At 44.8% G+C, this 19433-nt stretch carries 18 protein-coding genes, 1 other RNA gene and 2 pseudogenes; 11 read left to right on the forward strand and 10 right to left on the reverse strand.

Features of this window, described 5'->3' with window-relative positions:
- Nucleotides 1-44: 44 nt before the first annotated feature.
- The 4 genes from yqeK to RLO19_RS16740 all read right to left on the reverse strand — a co-directional run bounded on the left by yqeK (nucleotide 45) and on the right by RLO19_RS16740 (nucleotide 3886).
- Complete coding sequence (gene yqeK, locus RLO19_RS16725; RefSeq protein ID WP_446358202.1) at nucleotides 45-632, reverse strand: bis(5'-nucleosyl)-tetraphosphatase (symmetrical) YqeK; 588 nt, start codon at nucleotides 630-632, stop codon at nucleotides 45-47.
- Nucleotides 633-711: 79 nt separating this feature from the next.
- On the reverse strand, nucleotides 712-2040 hold the full coding sequence (locus RLO19_RS16730; RefSeq protein ID WP_446358158.1) for a glycosyltransferase family 4 protein: 1329 nt from the start codon (nucleotides 2038-2040) through the stop codon (nucleotides 712-714).
- 406 nt (nucleotides 2041-2446) lie between these two features.
- Nucleotides 2447-2899 carry an ATP-binding protein gene (locus RLO19_RS16735; RefSeq protein ID WP_446358160.1) on the reverse strand — a complete coding sequence of 151 codons (453 nt, stop codon included), beginning with the start codon at nucleotides 2897-2899 and terminating at the stop codon, nucleotides 2447-2449.
- Nucleotides 2900-2914: 15 nt separating this feature from the next.
- Entirely contained in the window at nucleotides 2915-3886 is a 972-nt protein-coding gene (locus tag RLO19_RS16740) for a sugar transferase (RefSeq protein ID WP_446358161.1), read from the reverse strand.
- Nucleotides 3887-3992: 106 nt separating this feature from the next.
- On the opposite strand from RLO19_RS16740, the gene RLO19_RS16745 reads away from it, so the two are divergent.
- On the forward strand, nucleotides 3993-4775 hold the full coding sequence (locus RLO19_RS16745; protein WP_446358163.1) for a 7-carboxy-7-deazaguanine synthase QueE: 783 nt from the start codon (nucleotides 3993-3995) through the stop codon (nucleotides 4773-4775).
- On the opposite strand, the gene RLO19_RS16750 is transcribed toward RLO19_RS16745, so the two are convergent.
- The 5 genes from RLO19_RS16750 to RLO19_RS16770 form a co-directional block, all read right to left on the reverse strand.
- The gene (locus RLO19_RS16750) at nucleotides 4772-5416 is read right to left on the reverse strand and encodes a DUF3318 domain-containing protein (protein WP_446358165.1); all 645 of its coding nucleotides are present in this window, start codon (nucleotides 5414-5416) and stop codon (nucleotides 4772-4774) included. The two genes, RLO19_RS16745 and RLO19_RS16750, sit on opposite strands and share 4 nt — an antisense overlap.
- A gap of 268 nt (nucleotides 5417-5684) precedes the next feature.
- An RNA gene (ffs, locus tag RLO19_RS16755) (signal recognition particle sRNA small type) lies at nucleotides 5685-5781 on the reverse strand.
- 54 nt (nucleotides 5782-5835) lie between these two features.
- Nucleotides 5836-6102 carry a YciI family protein gene (locus tag RLO19_RS16760; protein ID WP_446358167.1) on the reverse strand — a complete coding sequence of 89 codons (267 nt, stop codon included), beginning with the start codon at nucleotides 6100-6102 and terminating at the stop codon, nucleotides 5836-5838.
- 13 nt (nucleotides 6103-6115) lie between these two features.
- The gene (locus tag RLO19_RS16765) at nucleotides 6116-6664 is read right to left on the reverse strand and encodes a helix-hairpin-helix domain-containing protein (RefSeq protein ID WP_446358169.1); all 549 of its coding nucleotides are present in this window, start codon (nucleotides 6662-6664) and stop codon (nucleotides 6116-6118) included.
- A 7-nt stretch (nucleotides 6665-6671) separates the two neighbouring features.
- A complete protein-coding gene (locus RLO19_RS16770) occupies nucleotides 6672-7067 on the reverse strand; it encodes an NINE protein (RefSeq protein ID WP_446358171.1) in 396 nt (131 codons plus the stop codon).
- Between the two features lie 268 nt (nucleotides 7068-7335).
- On the opposite strand from RLO19_RS16770, the gene RLO19_RS16775 reads away from it, so the two are divergent.
- The 8 genes and pseudogenes from RLO19_RS16775 (at nucleotide 7336) to RLO19_RS16810 (ending at nucleotide 14976) form a co-directional block, all read left to right on the forward strand.
- A complete protein-coding gene (locus tag RLO19_RS16775) occupies nucleotides 7336-7659 on the forward strand; it encodes a DUF1825 family protein (protein ID WP_446336326.1) in 324 nt (107 codons plus the stop codon).
- A gap of 142 nt (nucleotides 7660-7801) precedes the next feature.
- A pseudogene (locus RLO19_RS16780) lies at nucleotides 7802-8020 on the forward strand (SDR family NAD(P)-dependent oxidoreductase); the annotation flags it as partial.
- Between the two features lie 121 nt (nucleotides 8021-8141).
- Nucleotides 8142-8297 (forward strand): annotated as a pseudogene (locus RLO19_RS16785) (3-oxoacyl-[acyl-carrier-protein] reductase); the annotation flags it as partial.
- A gap of 171 nt (nucleotides 8298-8468) precedes the next feature.
- On the forward strand, nucleotides 8469-8999 hold the full coding sequence (locus RLO19_RS16790) for a Rab family GTPase (protein ID WP_446358173.1): 531 nt from the start codon (nucleotides 8469-8471) through the stop codon (nucleotides 8997-8999).
- A 268-nt stretch (nucleotides 9000-9267) separates the two neighbouring features.
- Entirely contained in the window at nucleotides 9268-10032 is a 765-nt protein-coding gene (locus tag RLO19_RS16795; RefSeq protein ID WP_446358175.1) for a PAS domain-containing protein, read from the forward strand.
- Between the two features lie 204 nt (nucleotides 10033-10236).
- On the forward strand, nucleotides 10237-11223 hold the full coding sequence (locus RLO19_RS16800) for an ABC transporter ATP-binding protein (RefSeq protein WP_446358177.1): 987 nt from the start codon (nucleotides 10237-10239) through the stop codon (nucleotides 11221-11223).
- A gap of 141 nt (nucleotides 11224-11364) precedes the next feature.
- Nucleotides 11365-13233, forward strand: a complete 1869-nt coding sequence (locus RLO19_RS16805) for an ABC transporter permease (RefSeq protein ID WP_446358179.1) — start codon at nucleotides 11365-11367, stop codon at nucleotides 13231-13233.
- A 159-nt stretch (nucleotides 13234-13392) separates the two neighbouring features.
- Nucleotides 13393-14976: a hypothetical protein gene (locus RLO19_RS16810; protein WP_446358181.1), complete on the forward strand. Its 1584-nt coding sequence runs from the start codon at nucleotides 13393-13395 to the stop codon at nucleotides 14974-14976.
- 510 nt (nucleotides 14977-15486) lie between these two features.
- On the opposite strand, the gene RLO19_RS16815 is transcribed toward RLO19_RS16810, so the two are convergent.
- The gene (locus tag RLO19_RS16815; protein WP_446358183.1) at nucleotides 15487-16713 is read right to left on the reverse strand and encodes a methionine gamma-lyase family protein; all 1227 of its coding nucleotides are present in this window, start codon (nucleotides 16711-16713) and stop codon (nucleotides 15487-15489) included.
- 530 nt (nucleotides 16714-17243) lie between these two features.
- Between RLO19_RS16815 and RLO19_RS16820 the strand changes: the two genes are divergently transcribed.
- Nucleotides 17244-18863 (forward strand): NB-ARC domain-containing protein, encoded by a 1620-nt coding sequence (locus RLO19_RS16820; protein WP_446358185.1) that lies wholly within the window; start codon nucleotides 17244-17246, stop codon nucleotides 18861-18863.
- 296 nt (nucleotides 18864-19159) lie between these two features.
- The gene (locus RLO19_RS16825) at nucleotides 19160-19396 is read left to right on the forward strand and encodes a zinc ribbon domain-containing protein (RefSeq protein WP_446358187.1); all 237 of its coding nucleotides are present in this window, start codon (nucleotides 19160-19162) and stop codon (nucleotides 19394-19396) included.
- Nucleotides 19397-19433: the final 37 nt, after the last annotated feature.

A 19433-nucleotide genomic window follows, 5' to 3' on the forward strand; every position in this document is an offset into this window, starting at 1 on the left:
GATTTTTTATAAAACGTAACATTATCCGGTTTATTGCCATCGACCTACTGAGTCAATTGTGGTTTTTGGCTAAAGCGTTGCACCGCCCAGTTCCGAGTTAAGATCATGCGGGGATGAATCAGGCGACTGGTATTGAGCAGGTGTTTAACACAGTAGTCAGATGTTAGCCAAACAGCTTTGTGCAGATCGACTCGAGCAATTTTTCGCAAATTCTCCAACTCCGGTGTATGACCACGACCGGGTTCGAGACTATCGGCTAAAAACACAACGCAGCTAATGTCACTCATCCTTGGGTTTCCTAAAGTGTGCAGCGCGATCGCTTCGAGTACAGCGTCTTCTTGTACACCGAAGTGCTCTTTAGCCACGATAGCACTGACATCAGCATGTAACAGATGAGGAGTCGCGGCACAGATAGGATCTATATCGATACCTCCCTCCCTCGCCATTAGCAAGAGTCGCTCTGGCTTGAAGTATTTAGCCAGGTCATGCATCAATCCGGCTTGAGCGGCTTGCTCCACATTTAAATGATAATGCCGAGCTAATTCCACAGACATCTGCTCAACCCTCAGAATATGCTGCATCCGGGTTGTGGGAACATTATCCTCTAGCCAGGTTAAAACCTGATCCCGCATTTGCTCACAAAACTCCTTAAGGTTAAGATTGACTCTATCCATAGGCATTGACCCTATTTTATAATGTAGGAATGTCAACTTAAGGCTTCTGAAGGGAAGCAAATAGTTGTTCATAGCGCTCAAGCGCTCGGTCAAAGGCATAAGTTTCTTCGGCATACTTTCTGCCTTTGTCACCCAAAGCTTTGACTTTTTCCGGATGGAGATACAGATCCAAAATTTGGGCGGCTAAAGTTTTGGGATTTTCGGGTTCGACGATAATGCCACCGCCACTCCTGTGGATGGCACTGGCGGCTGTTCCCCCGGCTGGAACCGAAGCTAAGATGGCGCGACCGCTTGCCATCAATACAGGAATTTTTGAAGGCATATTAAAGTCAATAACGTTTTGCTTTTGCAGTACCAAACCCACATCGGCTGCGGCTAGCATTTCCGGGAGTTGTTCGCGAGGTTGAAACGGTAGCAATAGTACATTGGTTGCTTTACAGGTTTGTTTGTAAAGCTGTAGTTGTTGCAAGGCTTTGGCTTGTGCTTTCCCCTGCGATCGCGCTTTCTCCTGGATCTCAACTTGCCATTCTACCAGCGCCCTCGCTTCTTCTTGCTGCAATCTCTCTAGAGCTTTCTCTTCTCCCACAATTACAATGGCAATATCGGGAATATGACGCAGGCGAACAGAAGCCTGAATAACAGTTTCTATGCCTTGACTGAGCGCTATATTGCCGGAATACATGACCACAAACTTCCCATTGAGTCCATGCTCTTGACGAAATGCATTCGGTTCTTTAGGTAAAGGTTTGATGAAATCAACATTCACCCAATTCGGAATCAGCTCAATTTTGCTTTCATTGACTCCCTTATGTCGCAAATTTTTAATAAACCCATCAGCAATAACACTGATTTTTGTCGCTGTCCGGTAGGCAAATTTTTCCAAAATAGAAAAGATGCGAATCAACTTGGGATTGGTAAGAATTTCCAAGTGTACAGCAGCATCTGGTAAAATATCCTGAAGATTGAGAACCACTGGAACACGGTGTAGCCATCCTAAAAGTGCTGCTGGTACAGCAACCGGTAGGGGTGGTGCCGTCAGGAAAATTATATCGGGTCGCCGTCCCTTTAGAGCATGGACAAAACTCGTCGCCACAAAGCTAACTTCCAATAACAATCGGTCAATTAAACTGGGTTCGGGGCGAATCCAGACATAACTGCGTTGAATAGCTACGCCTTTGATCACCTCTGTGCAGTATAATTTTCCTCGGTATTCTTCATAGACTTCTTTTTGAGGATACCAAGGCATACCTGTAACTACCCGAACCTGATGTCCTCGTTTCACTAACCCCTCAGCAAGTTCGGTCATCAGTGGGGCAATGCCAATAGGTTCAGGAAAATAGTTGTAGGAATAAATCAGAATTCTCATAAATTTTAGGAAAGCAAGTGGGAAAGAACCCAGTTGGGACTAATTTTTTCGCCAAACTAGCCGAGTGCCTATCAGTGGGAATATTCAACCTGGTGTTCAGGGCAGGTTCCACGGCTTAACAGCATCAGAAACACCATCATTGTAGAATCTACCTATTGTAGTTGCCTTTATCAGAATGCAGCATGGTACAAATAAGTGCAATCAGCCTGTAGACTGGAGAAATTCACAGATTTCACAGATTCATGGAGGCGGATCACGGGGGTGCATCTCAACTTTGTCGGTTGGGTTGAGGTACCTAGGCGTGACGCGCAGCGATAGCGACGTAAGGAGCGTCAGCCTTCTCAAAGAGTAACCCAACTTTTGGGTTAGGTTGAACATTTTGTGCTTTCACGCTCCATAGTCCCGATCACGGCTGTTGGCTCACCGGTACGAGTCTTTTTCCCATATACAAACAATTGCGCTGGTCAGATAGGCGTTGGTAAGATAGTTCATCCGTGAATCGCTCCATCAAAATTAATCCTCTGCCTGTTTCCTCTAAAAGGTTACAGCCTTTGTGGTGTAAAGCCTCCAGCTTAGAGATCAAATCAAACGGTTCTCCGTGATCCCAAATCCGCATCTCCAAGCGGTCAGTAAATATCTTCAGTTCCAGCTCAATCGGGGTGGTTCGGGGTAAGTGGCGATGAGCGTGGTGAACCGCGTTGGCAAAGGCTTCGTCTAGTACCACTTGACAATCCACACAAAATTGGTGAGGAAATTGGCGGGAAGCTAACCGATCAAACCAGGTGAGAATTTCAGCAACAGCATTGATGTCTGTGGCTACCTTGAGATGCGATTGTTTAAGGGGTTTGTCCTTGTGCATCAATCGATTGCCCCTCTAAGCCGCGCCACTATTTTTAGAAAACACAACTAAAATTGTTTTGATAATTAATTTGACATCATACATCAAGCTCCAGTTATGCTGGTAGCGTAAATCTAAGTCAATGATGTCCTTAAAATCGTGGATTTGATTTCGCCCATTGACCTGCCACTCCCCCGTCATACCAGGTTTGACATCTAAACGCTGCCATTCTGGTACATCATAGTAGTCTACTTCATCCGGTGTAGGGGGTCGAGTCCCGACCAAACTCATTTCCCCTTTCAAGACATTGACAAATTGAGGCAGTTCGTCAAGACTAGTTTTCCGTAAAAACCGACCCACTCGTGTCACTCTCGGATCAGGGGCATTTTCATCCAAAGGTTTAACTCTAATCTTGCCCTTACTGATATCTTGACTACCGATATACATAGAGCGGAACTTCCAGATCCGAAATTCTTTGCCCATCCACCCCTTACGGGTCTGACTGAATAGGATGGGACCTGGCGTATCAAGTTTGATGGCAATAGCAATGGGAATAAAGGCTAGCGCGGTAATTCCTAAACCAACGATTGCTCCGACAATATCGAGTCCGCGTTTGATCCAAGAGTGGGTTGAAGGGTGAGTGGGTGGTAATGCTGTTAACTTAGTTGGTTCAGGCAGCAGCTCCACTGTTAGAATTTGATCGAGTCCTACCATTTTCAAAATGGCTATAACCGGAGTGCCAACATTGGTAAGTACCAGTTCCACATCCTTACTGGTCGCATTTTTGTAATTGTTCACCAACGCCCCAATCCCACAGCTATCGATAAAGGTTGTTTGACGAAAGTCTAAAATAATTTTTTGCGGGAGGGGGTGGTTGTGCAAAATGCGCTGGCAGGTTTCTTTGAAAGCCACAGCTTCAAGCACACTCAGGCGAGCCGGAAGTTGCATAACGGGAGTTTCATGCAATAGTATTACTTTAAAATCCGCTTCGGACATAGAGTCACTCATAACGACCTGTATTGTTGGTATTCACCTGTGTTTCTGACCAATATTGTGTCGTACAATTGCCAACTTAACCAAAAACTCACTTGAACTTACCGATTAATGTTAAAAAATGTCAGCTAAGACTGGACTCACCGCACGGCTCATTGAACTGTTCTCTGCCATTCAAGGTGAAGGACTAAATGTTGGTACCCGCCAATTATTCATCCGTTTGGCAATGTGTGATTTGCGCTGCCATTTTTGCGATAGTCAGAATACCTGGACAGCTCCCGGTTTGTCTTACGTGGAGCAAACCCCTGGATATCGGGATTTTGAAGCTCATCCTAACCCTGTAACCGGCGATCAGTTACTGGCATGGGTTGAGCGGCAAAATTATCCAGGACTCCATGAAAGCATTAGCTTAACAGGTGGCGAACCCTTGTTGCAGGCTCCCTTTTTAAGAGAGTTCTTGCCAGTGGTGCGACACCGAACTGGGTTACCCATATACTTGGAAACCGGTGGACATCGTCCGGAGCAACTAGCCCAGATCTTACCCTATTTAGATTGTATCGGCATGGATATGAAGCTGCCGAGTGTAAGTGGGGAAGAGTGTTGGCAAGCCCATCGTCAGTTTCTACAGCTTTGTGGTGATGCAGATGTCGAAGTTTTTGTGAAGCTGATTATTGCTCAAGCCACGAACGCAGCCGAACTGGAGTTAGCCGCCGAATTGGTTGCAGCCTGTAACCCCAGTATCCCTGTGTTTCTACAACCGGTAACGCCCCTAGCTACACCCCATCATGGATCAATGATTCCGCCAATGCCTACTCAGGTTTTAGAATGGCAAGCGTTGATGAAGCGCCATATCGGGATCGTGCGCGTTGTCCCCCAAACCCATAAGATGATCGGTCAGCTTTAGAGTTTGGGTTCTCCTTTGCTTTTCGCTTCGGCTTTGGCTTTAGCAGCACTTTTTTTCAGGGCGGCTAGGCGAGTTTCGTAGCGGCGACGTTGACGACGACTGGGTGTAACTTCAACTAATGTTTTTAAGGCACTGCCTAGACTCTTGTAGGCGTTGGGAAGAGTGTAACCAAAGCGAGTAGCTAGGGCGATCGCTTTTTCGTCTGCCTCAATTTCTGCCTTGAGGGTTTTCTCGCCGTTGTTTTTCTGATAGAGTCTCCACCCAGAAACACCACAGAGGGCTAGTGCCAACAGGAGCAGCAATCCATCTTGTACCCAAAGTTCCCCAACAGCCCCTCCCAAACCAATGGCTAGGGCTGCCATTTCCCAACCTTCTTTGGGGATGGTATCATTCTGAATTCGGGCAACTTCGTGCCAAAATAGGAGATTGCGCTGGTCAAGGGCAAACTGTTCCCATTTCACTAAATCAATTTGAACCTCTACTTCATCGCTACCGATTTCTTCGGTGCGTAACAAAGGAGGATTCACCTCCGTCGTTCCTTCCACCATGACCCAGCTTTGCAATTCTGGGGGGAGTAAGGTTTTCAGACGCCGAAGTTCACTCATCTCGGCTTTGGCAGAAGAGGTTGCATAGGATGTCATAGATCTGCCTCCAGGAAACTTAAACCAATAAATAAGGGTATCATTTGGCAGTATAGCGAGATTAGCGCTCTGCCTTGTTTACACCTAGGTGTCAGGATTCAACTCAATAGGGCAAGGGATAGGGGAGTAGGGGGAGCCGGTAGAGACGTAAGGCGTGGAACTATGGCGAGAAAAAATTAAATTAAAACTCACTGCGAGCAGTCTTGGGACTTAAGTTAACTGGAGATTACCGATAAAAAATAATGCGTCACCGTAGAGCCAGGTATGAGAAGACCCGGAGTTCACGCCTATCCCAAGCATCTCGTATTGCTGCTACCTTCCGGTTCTGACAAGGTTTGAGCGTTGGGATTGCATGAATCCGAGTCAGTTACTAGCATAACATCTTTAAACCCCATTGATCAGTTGACGGAGATATTTTTTCATTCAGCAATAATCCGCCATTCGTGAAGCTGGTATCTAACACAGTGATTTGCCACTAACGGATCTTGCTCAACGATCGCCTGTGCCTCTTTTGTTGAACTCGCCTCAAACAGGAGCATTCCGCCCCCTCGCTCAGCCCAGTAACCTGTTTTGGCTTTGTGTCCTTTGTCAATCAAGTCTTGAACATAGGCTTTATGCGCCGGAATATGTTGGTCAAACGTCGGTTTATCGACGATGCCTTCTTCTATCTTGACGAACCAGGGCATTTGTTTTTTCCGATCAAAACCGCAGATAGTACATTATCTCAGATATCAGTTCCGGGGGAAGGGCAAGGCGTCGCTGCAAGTCGGCTAAATTCCGATAGTTGCCCATCTCTTGCCGATTTTGCACGATCGCTGTTGCTAAAAACAAATCAACTCCGGGAATTCGGCTAAGTTGTTCCACGGATGCTGTATTAGCATGAATCGGCACAGGTGTTGCTGGACTTTCGGCATCATAGTAACAAAAGCTGAGAATCGGTTGTAACGGCTGCAACCGCCCGACAGGGATACTTAACGCCGCCGCAATATCCTCCAAACAGCAAAACTGTACACCACTCCTTGCCAATTCAACCAGCGATCGCGCTTGATGGATGGATATCCCCGGTAATCTCAGCCAATCATCTACTGTAGCTTGATTGACATCAATTTTAATTCCCAATGCCGCCGCCACCTCAATGTCTTGCGCCGATTGCAGCCGATAGTAAGGATCGCTCTGAATCCGCCCTTGGATTGAGCGCCAGGTTGGGTTTAATCGTTGCGTCGATAAAAGCCAGTCAAACAGTGCCATCTTCTTTTTAAGCGATACGATCCAGTAATTGGCGACGCTTTTGCTCAAACTCATATTCTGACATCAACCCCTCCTGACGCAACTTGTCGAGTTGTCGCAGCGCATCCGCGATCGCACCCACTTGCGCCGGATCAACCTCTGGGGTTTTACTTGGCGCTGATACCCCGGTTGAGATCAACTCCCCATTAAAGTTTTGGTCGAATTGCTCCGAGTTTTGCAACAAATACCACACTCCTTCAATGGCACTCGCAACTCTGGGGATTGGTGTCCAAGATAGCAACAAATAAAAAATTCCCCACCAAGGTTGCCCCAGATAAAATTTATGGAGTCCCGCAATAGGTATCACTACCCCACTAAACGCTAGTAAGGAAGCGACTTTTCGACTTTTCGGCTTGCTTAACATAATGGTTTTAACAACAGACGAAAGGACACCGTTACTAATCCAGCAAGAGGATGACCCTATTTCTATGATATTGAGATGCTCTCCCAAGGGCGGGTGCGAGTCAAGTGATCGGTTTGTAGTAAAATGTTATCTGTAAAACCCGCCCCTACACCCCGGCTCCCCCTGCTCACCTAAATACGGATAACCGAAGTTTCCTTTAAGTGCAACACTGCACTAGAATATGACTGGAAACGGCAGTACAACCCACTCGGTTGATCGGGTAAGAGCTATGGGGTTTTTTGATTCAGAGATAGTCCAACAAGAAGCTAAACAACTGTTTGAAGATTATCAATCCCTTGTCCAATTGGGAGGCAGCTACGGCAAATTTGACCGAGAAGGGAAGAAAATTTTCATTGATCAGATGGAAGCGATGATGGAGCGCTATAGAATTTTCATGAAGCGCTTCGAGTTATCTGAGGATTTTATGGCTCAGATGACAGTTGAGCAACTTAATACCCAACTCGGTCAGTTCGGCATCACGCCTCAGCAAATGTTTGATCAAATGCAAATGACCTTAGAGCGCATGAAATCAGAACTGGAAAAACAATCTTAGGAATCGTAAAGCTGAATTCTTGCTTGAATGGAATGTTGGGCAGTTTAATCGCTGCTAAAATCGCGGTACTTTGGGAAATGAAGATACCCACTCGTTCAGATTCATGACATGGACAAGGGGAATAACCAAAAGTTTGTCAATATTCCTCAATACAACCTTTTTGCTGTGCAAGCATAGTTTGGCAAAAATGCTGCAACAGGATTATGGGCGAATTGTCACAGTGGGATCGCGGGGTGCTGTGTAACCTGTGGGACAATTAGCATCCCACTGTGCTGCCAAAGCTGGAGCTGTCGCCCTGACTCAAGCGATCGCGGATGAAACCAAAGGTACGAATATCACCGCCAATATTGTACTTCCTAGTGCAAGAAGGCAGAAATAACTGAACAGTTAACAGCTCCCCCTGCTCCCCCTGCTCCCCCTGCTCCCCCTGCTTTAACAGCATAGACAAAGCTGCTCAAGGACTTCCGCCGCGCTGCACTAGGGTGATTGACAAGGCGACTAATCGTCAAGGGATAGGGAAATAGAACGCCAATCAGTGGGTGAAACCCTAATCTCTAGCTCAGGTGATCTGTTTCTTAGCTTCAGTTGCAGCGCACGATGTTCGCGGTGCAGCAGTTCCTGTGTATGCCAGTATTTAATAGACGAAAGAAAACACTTAACAGGGAATAATGGACATCAAATAAGTCATTGGTAAACTAGTCTGTGATAAGAAACACAAATAACTAATGACTCAAGAAATATTTTATATCGCTCAAATATTGGTAGTCATATATACTAGATTCTTTATCGATTGGAGTTAAGAAAATACGATGACTTCCCTGATCTCTAAAAAAATATGTATGCTGGGCGATTTTAGTGTGGGTAAAACCAGCTTGATTCGTCGCTTTGTGGAACGGCAGTTTAGCGATAAGTATCTGTCAACCGTTGGTGTAAAGATTTCCCGAAAAACCGTTGACGTGCAAGCCGCGATGCCCAAAAACGCGCTCCAGGTACAAATGCTAATTTGGGATTTGGAGGGAAATACTAAATTTAAAACGGTAACGCCGATGTACCTGCAAGGAGCAAGCAGTGCGGTAATTGTGGCTGATGTCAGTCGCCAAGTTACAATAGATCATGTTTCTGATCACTTACAGGCATTTTTATCTGTAAATCCCAAAGGATTTGGCATCGTCGCCTTAAATAAAGCGGATCTTCTTACTGAAGAACAACAGCAAGACTTCATGGAAAAGTGCCACTTGAATTATCCGAATAGAATAGTTGCTGTCTATCCCACATCGGCTAAAACGGGGGTAAATGTTGATGATATTTTTTTAAAGCTGGCTCAGCGAATGGTTGGATGAGGTGGATGCAATCGGGTGTATTACAAAATGGCTGGCTGTGTAACAACAAAATACATTAAATGAGGTAAGTTGATATTTACTTCTTGCCAAATAAATATAAGAATAAATAAGTCATTTATAGTAGGGGAAGTCGGTACATCCTGATTACTTGACAATGATTTTTATTATTAAATTATATACTTTACAAAAAGTTATACTTGATATCAGTGATTGTTTAAGGCTAAAATAAATCTTAATATATTAGTCCAACGAGGCAGTATAAAGTTAAATGCATCCTCTTTTTCAAAAATTATTACTTTCTCGGCATATAGAATACTTAGCCGTGGATGAATCATTCAATATAGTAGAACTATCCGATAAAATCGCTCAGTTTGCTGATAGTCCTCAGGATGTGAGTCGAGGTAAGGATGTCCGTCTGAGCTTTCCTGAAATTGTTGGGATGGAAGAGATTTTAATCAATATCCTTCAGGGGCAACAGTTAAACTTTGATTTAAAAGGAATTGGACGGTTTACTGGACGAGGCAATCTTCTCTATTTTGATATGTATATTATCAATGATAGTGAAAACTGTAATGCAGGAAATAAGTTGATTATTTTATGTGAAAATACCACCGACAGAATGACTTTAGAACAAACATTAGTTCAACGATCGAATGAAACAAGCTTACTATTAGATGCTTGGGCAGCATCAAGTCAATACCTTGATAAAATTGTTCAATATATGGGAGATGCTCTATTCGTCACCAATGAATCAACGATCATAAAAATTGTGAATAAAGCCGCTAATTGCTTGTTTGGTTATAGCGATTTGGAATTAATTGGTAAACCCTTATCCCTAATTATTGACGAGCTGCAGTTGAAGAATTTAGTTTTATACAAAAATGGCTCTTGTCCAAGTAGCACGATCCCTAGTGAGGTTGTTTGTCAGACTAAGACAGGAGAAAAGATTCTGGTGGCGTTTTCCTGTTCTAGAATTGAGAGCGAACTAGAAGAGGAACAAGATATTATTTATATTGGGCGCGATATCAGTTGATAAGGTCATAAGCATGTCCTCGAAGCTGGTGAAGGGTCAATTGTAGGGGCGGGTTTTACTGAGAAGGTTTGTCAAAATGTAACACATTTCCTGTTCTCCAATCACCTCTTCCCCAATCCAAAGTGCATAAGTGTCACCGGATGAGAGATATCTCTGCTTCACAGAGGTTAAACTGGCGGACATTAGATCCCATCAGCACAAACTATGGAAGCAGGAACATTTCTCCCATCCCCGACACTCTTAGCCCAAGACCTAGCTATTTCCACCCATGGACTGACTAAGCAATTTGACCGACATATCGCCGTAAACGATATCGATTTACAAGTCGCGGCGGGTGAAGTCTATGGATTGATAGGTCCCAATGGCGCTGGAAAAACTACGCTAATCCGTATGTTAGCCGCCGCAGAGGAACCGACGACGGGTGAAATTTATATTAATGGCGATCGCTTGCTGCGGGATCAAAGTAACCCCAAACTCAAGCAGCGTATTGGTTATCTCCCCGATGATTTCCCTGTCTACGAGGATTTAACGGTTTGGGACTATCTTGACTATTTTTCCCGACTCTATCGCCTGCGAGAACCCCGGCGTACCCAACGCCTGCGGGAGGTGTTGGAACTGGTACAGCTTACCAGTAAGCGCAAAAGCTTAATTGCTACCCTATCGCGGGGGATGAAACAGCGCCTAAGTTTGGCGAGAACAATTATTCACGAACCGATTCTACTGTTACTTGATGAACCCGTTTCCGGATTAGATCCCATCGCCCGGATGCAGTTTCGGGAAATTATCAAAACCTTGCAAGAAGCGGGGATGACGATTCTGATTTCATCCCACGTCTTGAGTGACTTAGCCGAACTCTGTACCTCGGTAGGGATTATGGAACTCGGCTATCTTGTGGAAAGTGCGCCTTTAGCTGAACTTTATCGCCGCTTTAGCCGTCAAAAGATTATTCTCTCCAGTTTAGGAGATATGGACGTATTGGCGGCTGAACTGAAAAATTATCCCTTAGTTCAAGAGATCGAACGGATTCCGGGAAAAAACCAGGTACAGGTTGATTTTTCCGGGAATCCAGAAGAGAGTGCGATGTTGTTGCGATCGCTAGTTGAAGCGGGAATTCCTCTAACTGAATTCCACTGTACACAAGAGGACTTAGAAACTATATTCTTAAAGCTAGGACATCAGCAAGTATCTTAAAACGTTTTCAAGACTGTAGGGGCGGGTTTTACTATTATCGTTTTTGACATCACCCAGATGTAACTAAACCCGCCCCGACCAAGGTTTTTTCACGAATAACAAATGACTAAGGACAAATAACAAATTTAGGAGACTGTTCTCATGCTACTCAAAGGAATAGACAGACTAGGTGACTGGAACCCGCAACTCTTGCGGGAACTGAAAGGAAGGCTGAAGGGGCGGAATGTCGCGATCGCGGTTGGTGCATCGGTACTTGGCTATCTAGGGATGTTCCTCTATGGATTGAATCAATTCACTCGCTTGAGTGCTCCTGATAATTACCCCTACTTTGGCAGGGATGAAATATTCTGTAAACTACGAGATAGTTACCTCGCAGATCAGAACAAACTGCCTCAAGTACAGAAACAATATCGTCTACTTCAAGACCAATTCTTTCGCTATAGCAGTGCAGAATCCTTTGATTTGGAAAAAATTAATCAACTCAAAGGCAGTATAGCGGACGTTCAGGCAAAAATCGCCCATATACAGAGAAGTTACCAATGTCCAAAAGATGCCTTCGATATTCCCTTGTGGTGGCACTATCAATATGGACAAATGTTTGGATACTTGAGTGTAATTGTCATATTCATTCTGCTCATTGTGGGGACTTATATGCTAATCGCTGACTTAGCTGGAGAAGAACGTCGCGGCACCCTTAACTTTATTCGAGTCAGTCCCCAGTCTGCCCAGAGTATTTTATTAGGAAAACTCTTAGGCGTTCCTATCTTACTCTATCTCGCCGCCATTCTGATAATTCCCTTGCATCTGGGGTTAGGCGTATCTGCCCAAATTCCCCTGGGAGAGATTTTCAGCTTCTATGCTGTTTTGGTAGCAGGTTGTGCCTGCTTCTACAGTGCAGCACTGCTGTTTGGGTTAATGAGTTCTTGGTTAAACGGCTTTCAATCATGGTTGGGAGGTGGCACAGTTTTTACGTTCTTACTGATAGCACAAAACAATTGGAACTCTAACAGTCCAGTTGACTGGATTAATCTGTTTTCTCCGGCTGTAGTTTTGCCCTATCTTTATAATCATAATCAAACCGAACTTCATTATCGATCCTTTCTCTTTTCAGAAAACCCAATACAAACATTGCAATGGTTCCATAGTCCTGTGGGTTTAGCCGGATTTAGTCTCGTCGGGTTTGCCCTGGTGAATTACGCTTTATGGACTGGTTGGATTTGGCAAGCTCTGAAGCGACGCTTTCAAAATCCCAACGCGACTATCCTGAGTAAACGACAAAGTTATTGGCTAGTTGCTTGTGTTCAAGTATTGCTGTTAGGATTTGCCGTACAAGACAAGCCGTCTGCCTATATGTTTAATTCAATGGCGGGCAATCTGGTTGTTATTGCCTGCTTCAATGCCTTGCTATTTCTGGGTTTAATTACAGCACTTTCCTCTCATCGCCAAGTGTTACAGGATTGGGCGCGTTATCGTCAGCAACAAGGGACAAATCGCAAACAGTGGGGAATTATTCAAGATTTAATTCGGGGAGAAAAGAGTCCAGCTATTGTTGCCATTGCGATTAATTTAGTGATCGCGACAATTCCTTTTGGGCTTTGGATTGCACTGGGTAACGAGCCAGGATTCAACAAACTCCAAGGGTTGTTAGCCGTTGCTTTCTTCATCTGCATTACTCTAATTTGTGCCACCCTTGCACAGCTAATGTTAATGATGAAAATACCTAAGCGGGCGCTGTGGGCAACGGGTACTATTGCGGCTGTTCTTAGCTTGCCACTGATTATGCTAGCTGTATTGGGAATTGAACCTTCCGACAATCCTATTCTATGGCTATTTTCCTCCTTTCCTTGGGCAGGAATTGAACATGCGGCTATCTCAACTGTCGGTTTTGCAATCCTTGCTGAATGCATAATTTTTGGACTATTAACGTTTCAGCTAACACGGCAATTACGCAAAGCTGGTGAGTCAGCAACTAAAGCGTTATTAGCGGGACATCCCTCAATTCGTCGTTAGATAACACTTGAAATTAGATCCCCAACTTCTGGAAAAAGGCGGGGATCGGATAGAAAACCCGTTAAACTTGAGAGTATGACTTCAGTGTTGGTTGTGAGGACTCAAGTTTTTAGGGCGAAGACAGCGCAACTACGAACATTTAATTTGGAGATATTTCCCATGTTTTCTACACCGATCAACCGACTGGGGGACTGGAATCCCCAGTTGATGCGAGAACTCAGAGGACGTTTGCAGCGCCGCAACGGATTAATAGTTGTGGCAACGTCTTTAATCGTTCAAACGTTAATTTTGTTATCATTTTCTAGCCAAAAATGTACGAGTAATGTTAATAATCGCTGTGTCGAATTCGTCTGGGAATTTGACTGGCTGATGATTTTCAGAACACTAAATTTGATTCTACCCTTGTCTTTATTTTCTATCGGCGTCTACTTGCTGATTTCCGATTGGATGAAAGAACAGCGGCGGGGTACGCTCAATTTTATTCGCCTCACACCCCAATCCAGCCAGAGTATTTTATGGGGAAAAATGCTCGGTGTACCAATATTAGTTTACTTAGGATTAAGTTTGGCTGTCCCTCTACATTGGGGTGCAGGAATTGCTGCAGGTGTACCCTTAGCCTGGACGATCAGTTTTTATGCTCTAATGATGGTCACTTGTCGGTTGTTCTATAATTTAGGATTGCTGAATTCTTGTTTAACTCAAGCCTCTTATCAAGGGTTGGCGGCTAGTTTAGTTGGAGTTTGGTTGGGCAGTACGTTCACTGGTTTATTAGATTGGTCTTTTGATTGGCAAAATTTGGTCTATAAAGATTTAGGGGATTGGTCTTGGTTTATTTGGAATCTGGGTCATGAACCTTTGCCGCTAACGTTGTGGACGCTAATCACAATTAGCGTTAGCGTATACGGGGTTTGGCAAGCGACTAATCGTATGTTCCGCAATCCCAACGGCACGCTGTTAAGTAAACAACAGAGTTACTGGTTAGTGGGAGGCGTTCAGATTTGGCTATTGGGATTATTGTGGTCACTTCCCCATCAGTCTGTAGCCCGCCAAGAACAGCTATTTGGTTACTTGTTTGGGATTTCTCTGTTTAGCCTATTTTTCTTGTTAGGAGTTATTTTTGCGATTTCGCCGCAACGACAAGCTTTGCTGGATTGGGCAAGGTATGGGCAATCCCAACGTCAACATGCAACTGTTAACAATGTGCCAGTATCATGGCAGGATTGGCTTTGGGGTGAAAAGAGTCCTTCATCCGTCGCGATCGCGGTGAATTTAGGGATTACGGCAATTGTCTGGTTCCCTTGGTTACTGCTGTTTCCCATCGGTGTTGATGGCAAAGTGAAAGCGATCGCGGGATTGTTACTTTGTGCTAATTTAATCGGTTTCTACGCCCTTCTCATTCAATTGATGTTGATAATCCGACGCAAAAAACCGTGGATTTGGGCGGGAAGTACCTTGAGTCTGGCAATTTTTGTACCTTTATTTATTTTATCCGTCATACAACCGAAATTCACTTCAGGAGTACAATTGCCAGGATTATGGCTTGCGTCAGTATTTGGTGCGCCTTGGATCATTTTAGAACAGACATCCTCCCTCACAGTCTTGTTTACTGTATTGGGTCAATGGGCGATAATCGCAGGATTAATTGTGCAATTAACTCGTCAGTTAAAACGTGTCGGTGAATCGGCATCAAAACCGCTATTTGCCAATCATAATGCTTTGCCTAATTCAGCGAAAGTGCGCTGAAGTCTCACCAACCACTTTGGGTTAAAACTACAAACATTATTCGGCTTTCCCTTACCTAGGGTGATAAGCAAACCTGATTATTCTTGGAAACTTTGTGGGGCAAGGCTTTCAAAACAATGTTTTTAGGGAAGCTATCACTAATATAGGGTTTGCATCAGTTGGACTGGTTTTGTAAGCCTTTCTAATTCAAGTGATTATCTTTGGTGGGTTAAATTGGCAGTTAAGGCGACAGTTGCGTCTAGCTGGAGAATCTGCCACGAAAGCACTTTTGGCAGGGCGTTTACCTTTGTCTAATTGACCGATCGGATTGGGCGCACGCCATGCGCCCCTACAATTTCTGGATGGAATTGTAATTCATAAAATAAGGTGTGCCAAATCATTACTTTCCCGACTTCCCTCTTACTCCCCTCTCCCCACATTCCCCCCTAACCCCCCTTTCAAAGGGGGGTTAGGGGGGATGGGAACGAGGGGGCTGGGGGTGAGGGCTGTAAGTTGACGAATTCCCCCACCTTATATTGCTTCTATCGCCGCTTCTAGTGCGATCGCGACATGAGTCCAATGGGTTCCCCCTTGACAAAATACGATATAAGGTTCTCGCAACGGTCCATCAGCGGAAAACTCCGAGGTACTCCCATCAATAAACGTTCCTCCAGCCATGACTAACTGACTCTCATATCCCGGCATTTGGGCGGGTACGGGATCGAGATAGGAACCAATCGGAGAATATTGCTGAATTACCCGACAAAAGGCGATTAATTTTTCCGGTGAACCTAACTCAATTGCCTGAATTACATCCCGGCGAGGTGTCATGGGTTTAGGATTTACGGGATAGCCTAACTGATCAAAGATATAAGCGGTTAAATGATTTCCTTTCATCGCCTCTCCCACCATTTGCGGTGCGAGAAAAAGTCCTTGAAATAATAACCGATTCTGGTCAAATGTCGCCCCACCAGAACTGCCAATTCCGGGTGCGGTTAATCGACAGGTTGCGGCTTCAACCAATTCTGCTTTTCCGGCAACATATCCCCCCGCTGTGACAATGGTGCCACCGGGATTTTTAATCAAAGATCCCGCCACTAAATCTGCACCAACGGCTGGGGGTTCTTTATCTTCAATAAACTCGCCGTAACAGTTATCGACAAAACAAATCGTATCCGGATTTTGCTGTTTAACGTACTGGACAATTTTTTCGATATCCGCTATTGAGAGACTGGGACGCCAGGAATAACCACAAGACCGCTGAATTAAGACTAAGCGTGTGCGTTGTCCGATGGATTCTTTTAAAGCTTGCCAATCAATTGTTCCTGCGGCGGTTAATTCTAACTGACGATAATCAACACCAAACTCCTGTAACGATCCCTGACCTTGACCCCGGACACCAATGACTTCTTCTAAGGTATCGTAAGGCGCACCCACCACCGATACCATCTCGTCACCGGGACGCAATACCCCAAACAAGCAACAGGCGATCGCATGAGTTCCGGAAACGAATTGGACTCGCACCGCCGCCGCCTCAGCACCCATGACTTTAGCAAACACTTGGTCTAAAGTTTGGCGACCTAAGTCATCATGACCATAACCACTCACCCCAGTAAAGTGATGCACACCAACCCGATAATGGCGAAAGGCATTCAGGACTTTTTTCAGATTTTGCTTGACCGTTATATCAATGTCTTCAAAAATTGGACGGAGTGCTTTTGCGGCGGCTTGAATTTGTTCTGAACTGTTCATTACCATGGGATTGTGTTTTCGATCAAATATATGAGCATGAAACGTATTTTTGCCTACACCTGCCAACCCGCGAAGGTGCCAAAGAAACCATCCGCGCCCATATATCCGGTTTTGTTACAAAAATTCACATTAAACCTGGAGCAACCGTCTAACCCGCTCAAGTGCTGGCACAATTATCCAGTTTAGACCCAGACCTAAAATTGCTACTAGAGAATAGACACCCGGTGCGGGGGTGCGGAGGCTTCGGGTAGAGGAAAGACCAGAGAGGCGAGGAAAAATGGAATTCCTTACCCTTGCTATTGACACTCCCTCACTTGCATGACTAGGGGTTCTTCTCCATCCCCACCGTGTAGACGGGTGGGGAATGCCAAGATTTTTGTTCAATCATAGTAGGATAACCCGATCAGGGTAGAATGGAAACCAGTTTCTTCACAAGGCGCGATTTATCCCACGTCTACCTGCGAGTAGGGCGTAGGGAACCTATCGCCAAATAAGCTAAAATTGATCTTGACAAATGGCAAAAGTAGGGTAAAAAAGTGCCGACTCTTAAAGCCTCTCAATGGGGACTCGCTCAAATCAAGCAAGCCAGAAATGAAAAGGGGTGGAGTTGGAGTCTTGATGATGACGACACCTGCTTGCTTGAGGCTAGTCGAATACTAGAACCGGGTAAACCGTGGCATTCTGGGGGACCTTATGCAAATGGACTCTCCCAAGGTACATGGAAGCGGTTTTTAGCCGGAAGACAACCCATTAGCGCTCATGCCTTTAAAGCATACTGTCACGTTTTAGGACTCAACTGGGAAGAAATTGTCGCTCAAGCAAATACTACACCCTCCCATAGTCGTCAAGATTGGGGAGAAACGATTGACATCTCCATCTTTTACGGTCGCACGGCGGAACTAGAACAGCTAGACCAATGGGTTTTGAAAGAACGCTGTCGCATCGTGGCACTCTTAGGAATGGGGGGAATTGGTAAAACATCCCTAGCGGCGAAGTTAGCCGAGCAGATTCAGTCTTCCTTTGAATATGTTATCTGGCGATCGCTACGTCATGCTTCACCCCTTAGTGATCTTCTGGCTGAGGTGATCGACTTTTTATCGGAGGGTAAGGAAGGAGAGTTACCGGAGACAGTCAACGGTCAAATTTCGCGACTGATGGACTTCGGGCAACGCCATCGCTGTTTGTTACTCCTTGATGATGTGGAAACTATCATGAGTAGTGGCAAGTTAGCCGGACATTATCGAGAAGGGTATCAAGACTATGGGGAACTGATTCGGCGCATGGCTGAAGAACGTCATCAAAGTTGTTTACTGCTAATTAGTCGGGAAAAACCCATAGAAATAGCCTCATTAGCTGGTGAAAAACTTCCCGTTCGAGAACTGAAACTCAAAGGCTTAAGTGCCGAGGATGCTAAACGAATCTTAGAAACCAAAGGATTTTCATCCTTAAAGTCAAGCGCCGATGCCCTGATTCAGCTTTATCGCGGCAATCCGTTAGCCCTAAAAATTATGGCGACAACAATTCAAGAAATATTTGACGGAAATATCTCTGAATTTTTAGATCAAAGCACATTAATTATAGGCGATATTCTGCCGAATGTTTTTAATCAACAATTCCAGCGTTTATCTCCATTAGAACAGGAAATTATTTATTGGTTAGCGCTGGAAAATCAGCCCCTTTCTATCTCAGAATTAAAAGAGGCAATGAAATTTTCGGTAACATCCTTATCAAAACTCCTTGCCGCTTTGGAATCACTCAAACGCCGATCGCTTTTGGAAAAAGAACCCAATACCGAAGCCAATGAAGTGATTTTCACCATTCAGCCGGCTCTGTTGAAATATGCCACCAATCAATTTATCGAGCAGGTTTGCCAGCAAATTTTAACCGTTTGCCAAACAAAATCCTTAAGTCAACTGGGGCTACTTAGGAGCCATGCTTTAGTCAAAGAACGGGTATCGGATGAACTGAAAACGCTGCAAATTCGCCTAATTCTTACCCGCGTCAGAGATCGATTGTATTTACTAAAAGGTTCAGATAGTCTAGAAGATCAACTCAAAGCGATTCTTTCTATACTAGAAGGAACATCTGACCCAATTGTGGGATATGCACGGCTTAACGTGATCAACCTGCTGGATGCGATTGAAGGCAGATTGTAAGCAAACCCTAGAGGTTTGGCATAAGTGGCGAAGCAAAAAGAGGATGACCTAGGACAATGATTTTGCCGACATTTTCTGAGATTATCTGCCATTTGTTGGATTAAACACAGAACACTCTATAAAAAAAGAGTCTGACCCTACGGACATTCACTCAAATCTTCCAACATTTAGGGTAAAAATAATGACATAATACATTAACATTAAAGAAAATATATTAAATGTACAAGGGTTGCCTGTTGATTGTCGTCAACTCACATACAAACAGTCAGTGTTTGGCACAGTGGAACAGACGCGCCATGGCGCGTCTGTTCCCTTCATCGAAGATGTGTTCAGACTGTGGATACATTCGACCAATGAACTTGAGCGATAGGGTCTTTCGCTCTCAAAGGTGTGGTTCAGTTAAGTGTCGCGATTTCAACACTTGGCAAGGGCGCGTCGCTCGGAACTCAACGACTGTGGACAGGATGCTGCCGACAGCCCTGGTAGAAGCAGTAAGTAAACCTAAATGTCCGGTTATGTCAGGAATTGTATGAGTTTTAAATAGCAGATAGGTGATACTGCTAGGTAGCC

The organism is Coleofasciculus sp. G2-EDA-02 (assembly GCF_040226375.1).
GTDB lineage: Bacteria > Cyanobacteriota > Cyanobacteriia > Cyanobacteriales > Coleofasciculaceae > Coleofasciculus.

What these genes read in the sequence shown, in the direction of transcription:
- yqeK (WP_446358202.1), bottom strand. Translation starts at nt 632, where the DNA reads ATGCGGGATCAGGTTTTAACCTGGCTAGAGGATAATGTTCCCACAACC.
- RLO19_RS16730 (WP_446358158.1), bottom strand. Translation starts at nt 2,040, where the DNA reads ATGAGAATTCTGATTTATTCCTACAACTATTTTCCTGAACCTATTGGC.
- RLO19_RS16735 (WP_446358160.1), bottom strand. Translation starts at nt 2,899, where the DNA reads ATGCACAAGGACAAACCCCTTAAACAATCGCATCTCAAGGTAGCCACA.
- RLO19_RS16740 (WP_446358161.1), bottom strand. Translation starts at nt 3,886, where the DNA reads ATGAGTGACTCTATGTCCGAAGCGGATTTTAAAGTAATACTATTGCAT.
- RLO19_RS16745 (WP_446358163.1), top strand. Translation starts at nt 3,993, where the DNA reads ATGTCAGCTAAGACTGGACTCACCGCACGGCTCATTGAACTGTTCTCT.
- RLO19_RS16750 (WP_446358165.1), bottom strand. Translation starts at nt 5,416, where the DNA reads ATGACATCCTATGCAACCTCTTCTGCCAAAGCCGAGATGAGTGAACTT.
- RLO19_RS16760 (WP_446358167.1), bottom strand. Translation starts at nt 6,102, where the DNA reads ATGCCCTGGTTCGTCAAGATAGAAGAAGGCATCGTCGATAAACCGACG.
- RLO19_RS16765 (WP_446358169.1), bottom strand. Translation starts at nt 6,664, where the DNA reads ATGGCACTGTTTGACTGGCTTTTATCGACGCAACGATTAAACCCAACC.
- RLO19_RS16770 (WP_446358171.1), bottom strand. Translation starts at nt 7,067, where the DNA reads ATGTTAAGCAAGCCGAAAAGTCGAAAAGTCGCTTCCTTACTAGCGTTT.
- RLO19_RS16775 (WP_446336326.1), top strand. Translation starts at nt 7,336, where the DNA reads ATGGGGTTTTTTGATTCAGAGATAGTCCAACAAGAAGCTAAACAACTG.
- RLO19_RS16790 (WP_446358173.1), top strand. Translation starts at nt 8,469, where the DNA reads ATGACTTCCCTGATCTCTAAAAAAATATGTATGCTGGGCGATTTTAGT.
- RLO19_RS16795 (WP_446358175.1), top strand. Translation starts at nt 9,268, where the DNA reads ATGCATCCTCTTTTTCAAAAATTATTACTTTCTCGGCATATAGAATAC.
- RLO19_RS16800 (WP_446358177.1), top strand. Translation starts at nt 10,237, where the DNA reads ATGGAAGCAGGAACATTTCTCCCATCCCCGACACTCTTAGCCCAAGAC.
- RLO19_RS16805 (WP_446358179.1), top strand. Translation starts at nt 11,365, where the DNA reads ATGCTACTCAAAGGAATAGACAGACTAGGTGACTGGAACCCGCAACTC.
- RLO19_RS16810 (WP_446358181.1), top strand. Translation starts at nt 13,393, where the DNA reads ATGTTTTCTACACCGATCAACCGACTGGGGGACTGGAATCCCCAGTTG.
- RLO19_RS16815 (WP_446358183.1), bottom strand. Translation starts at nt 16,713, where the DNA reads ATGGTAATGAACAGTTCAGAACAAATTCAAGCCGCCGCAAAAGCACTC.
- RLO19_RS16825 (WP_446358187.1), top strand. Translation starts at nt 19,160, where the DNA reads ATGGCGCGTCTGTTCCCTTCATCGAAGATGTGTTCAGACTGTGGATAC.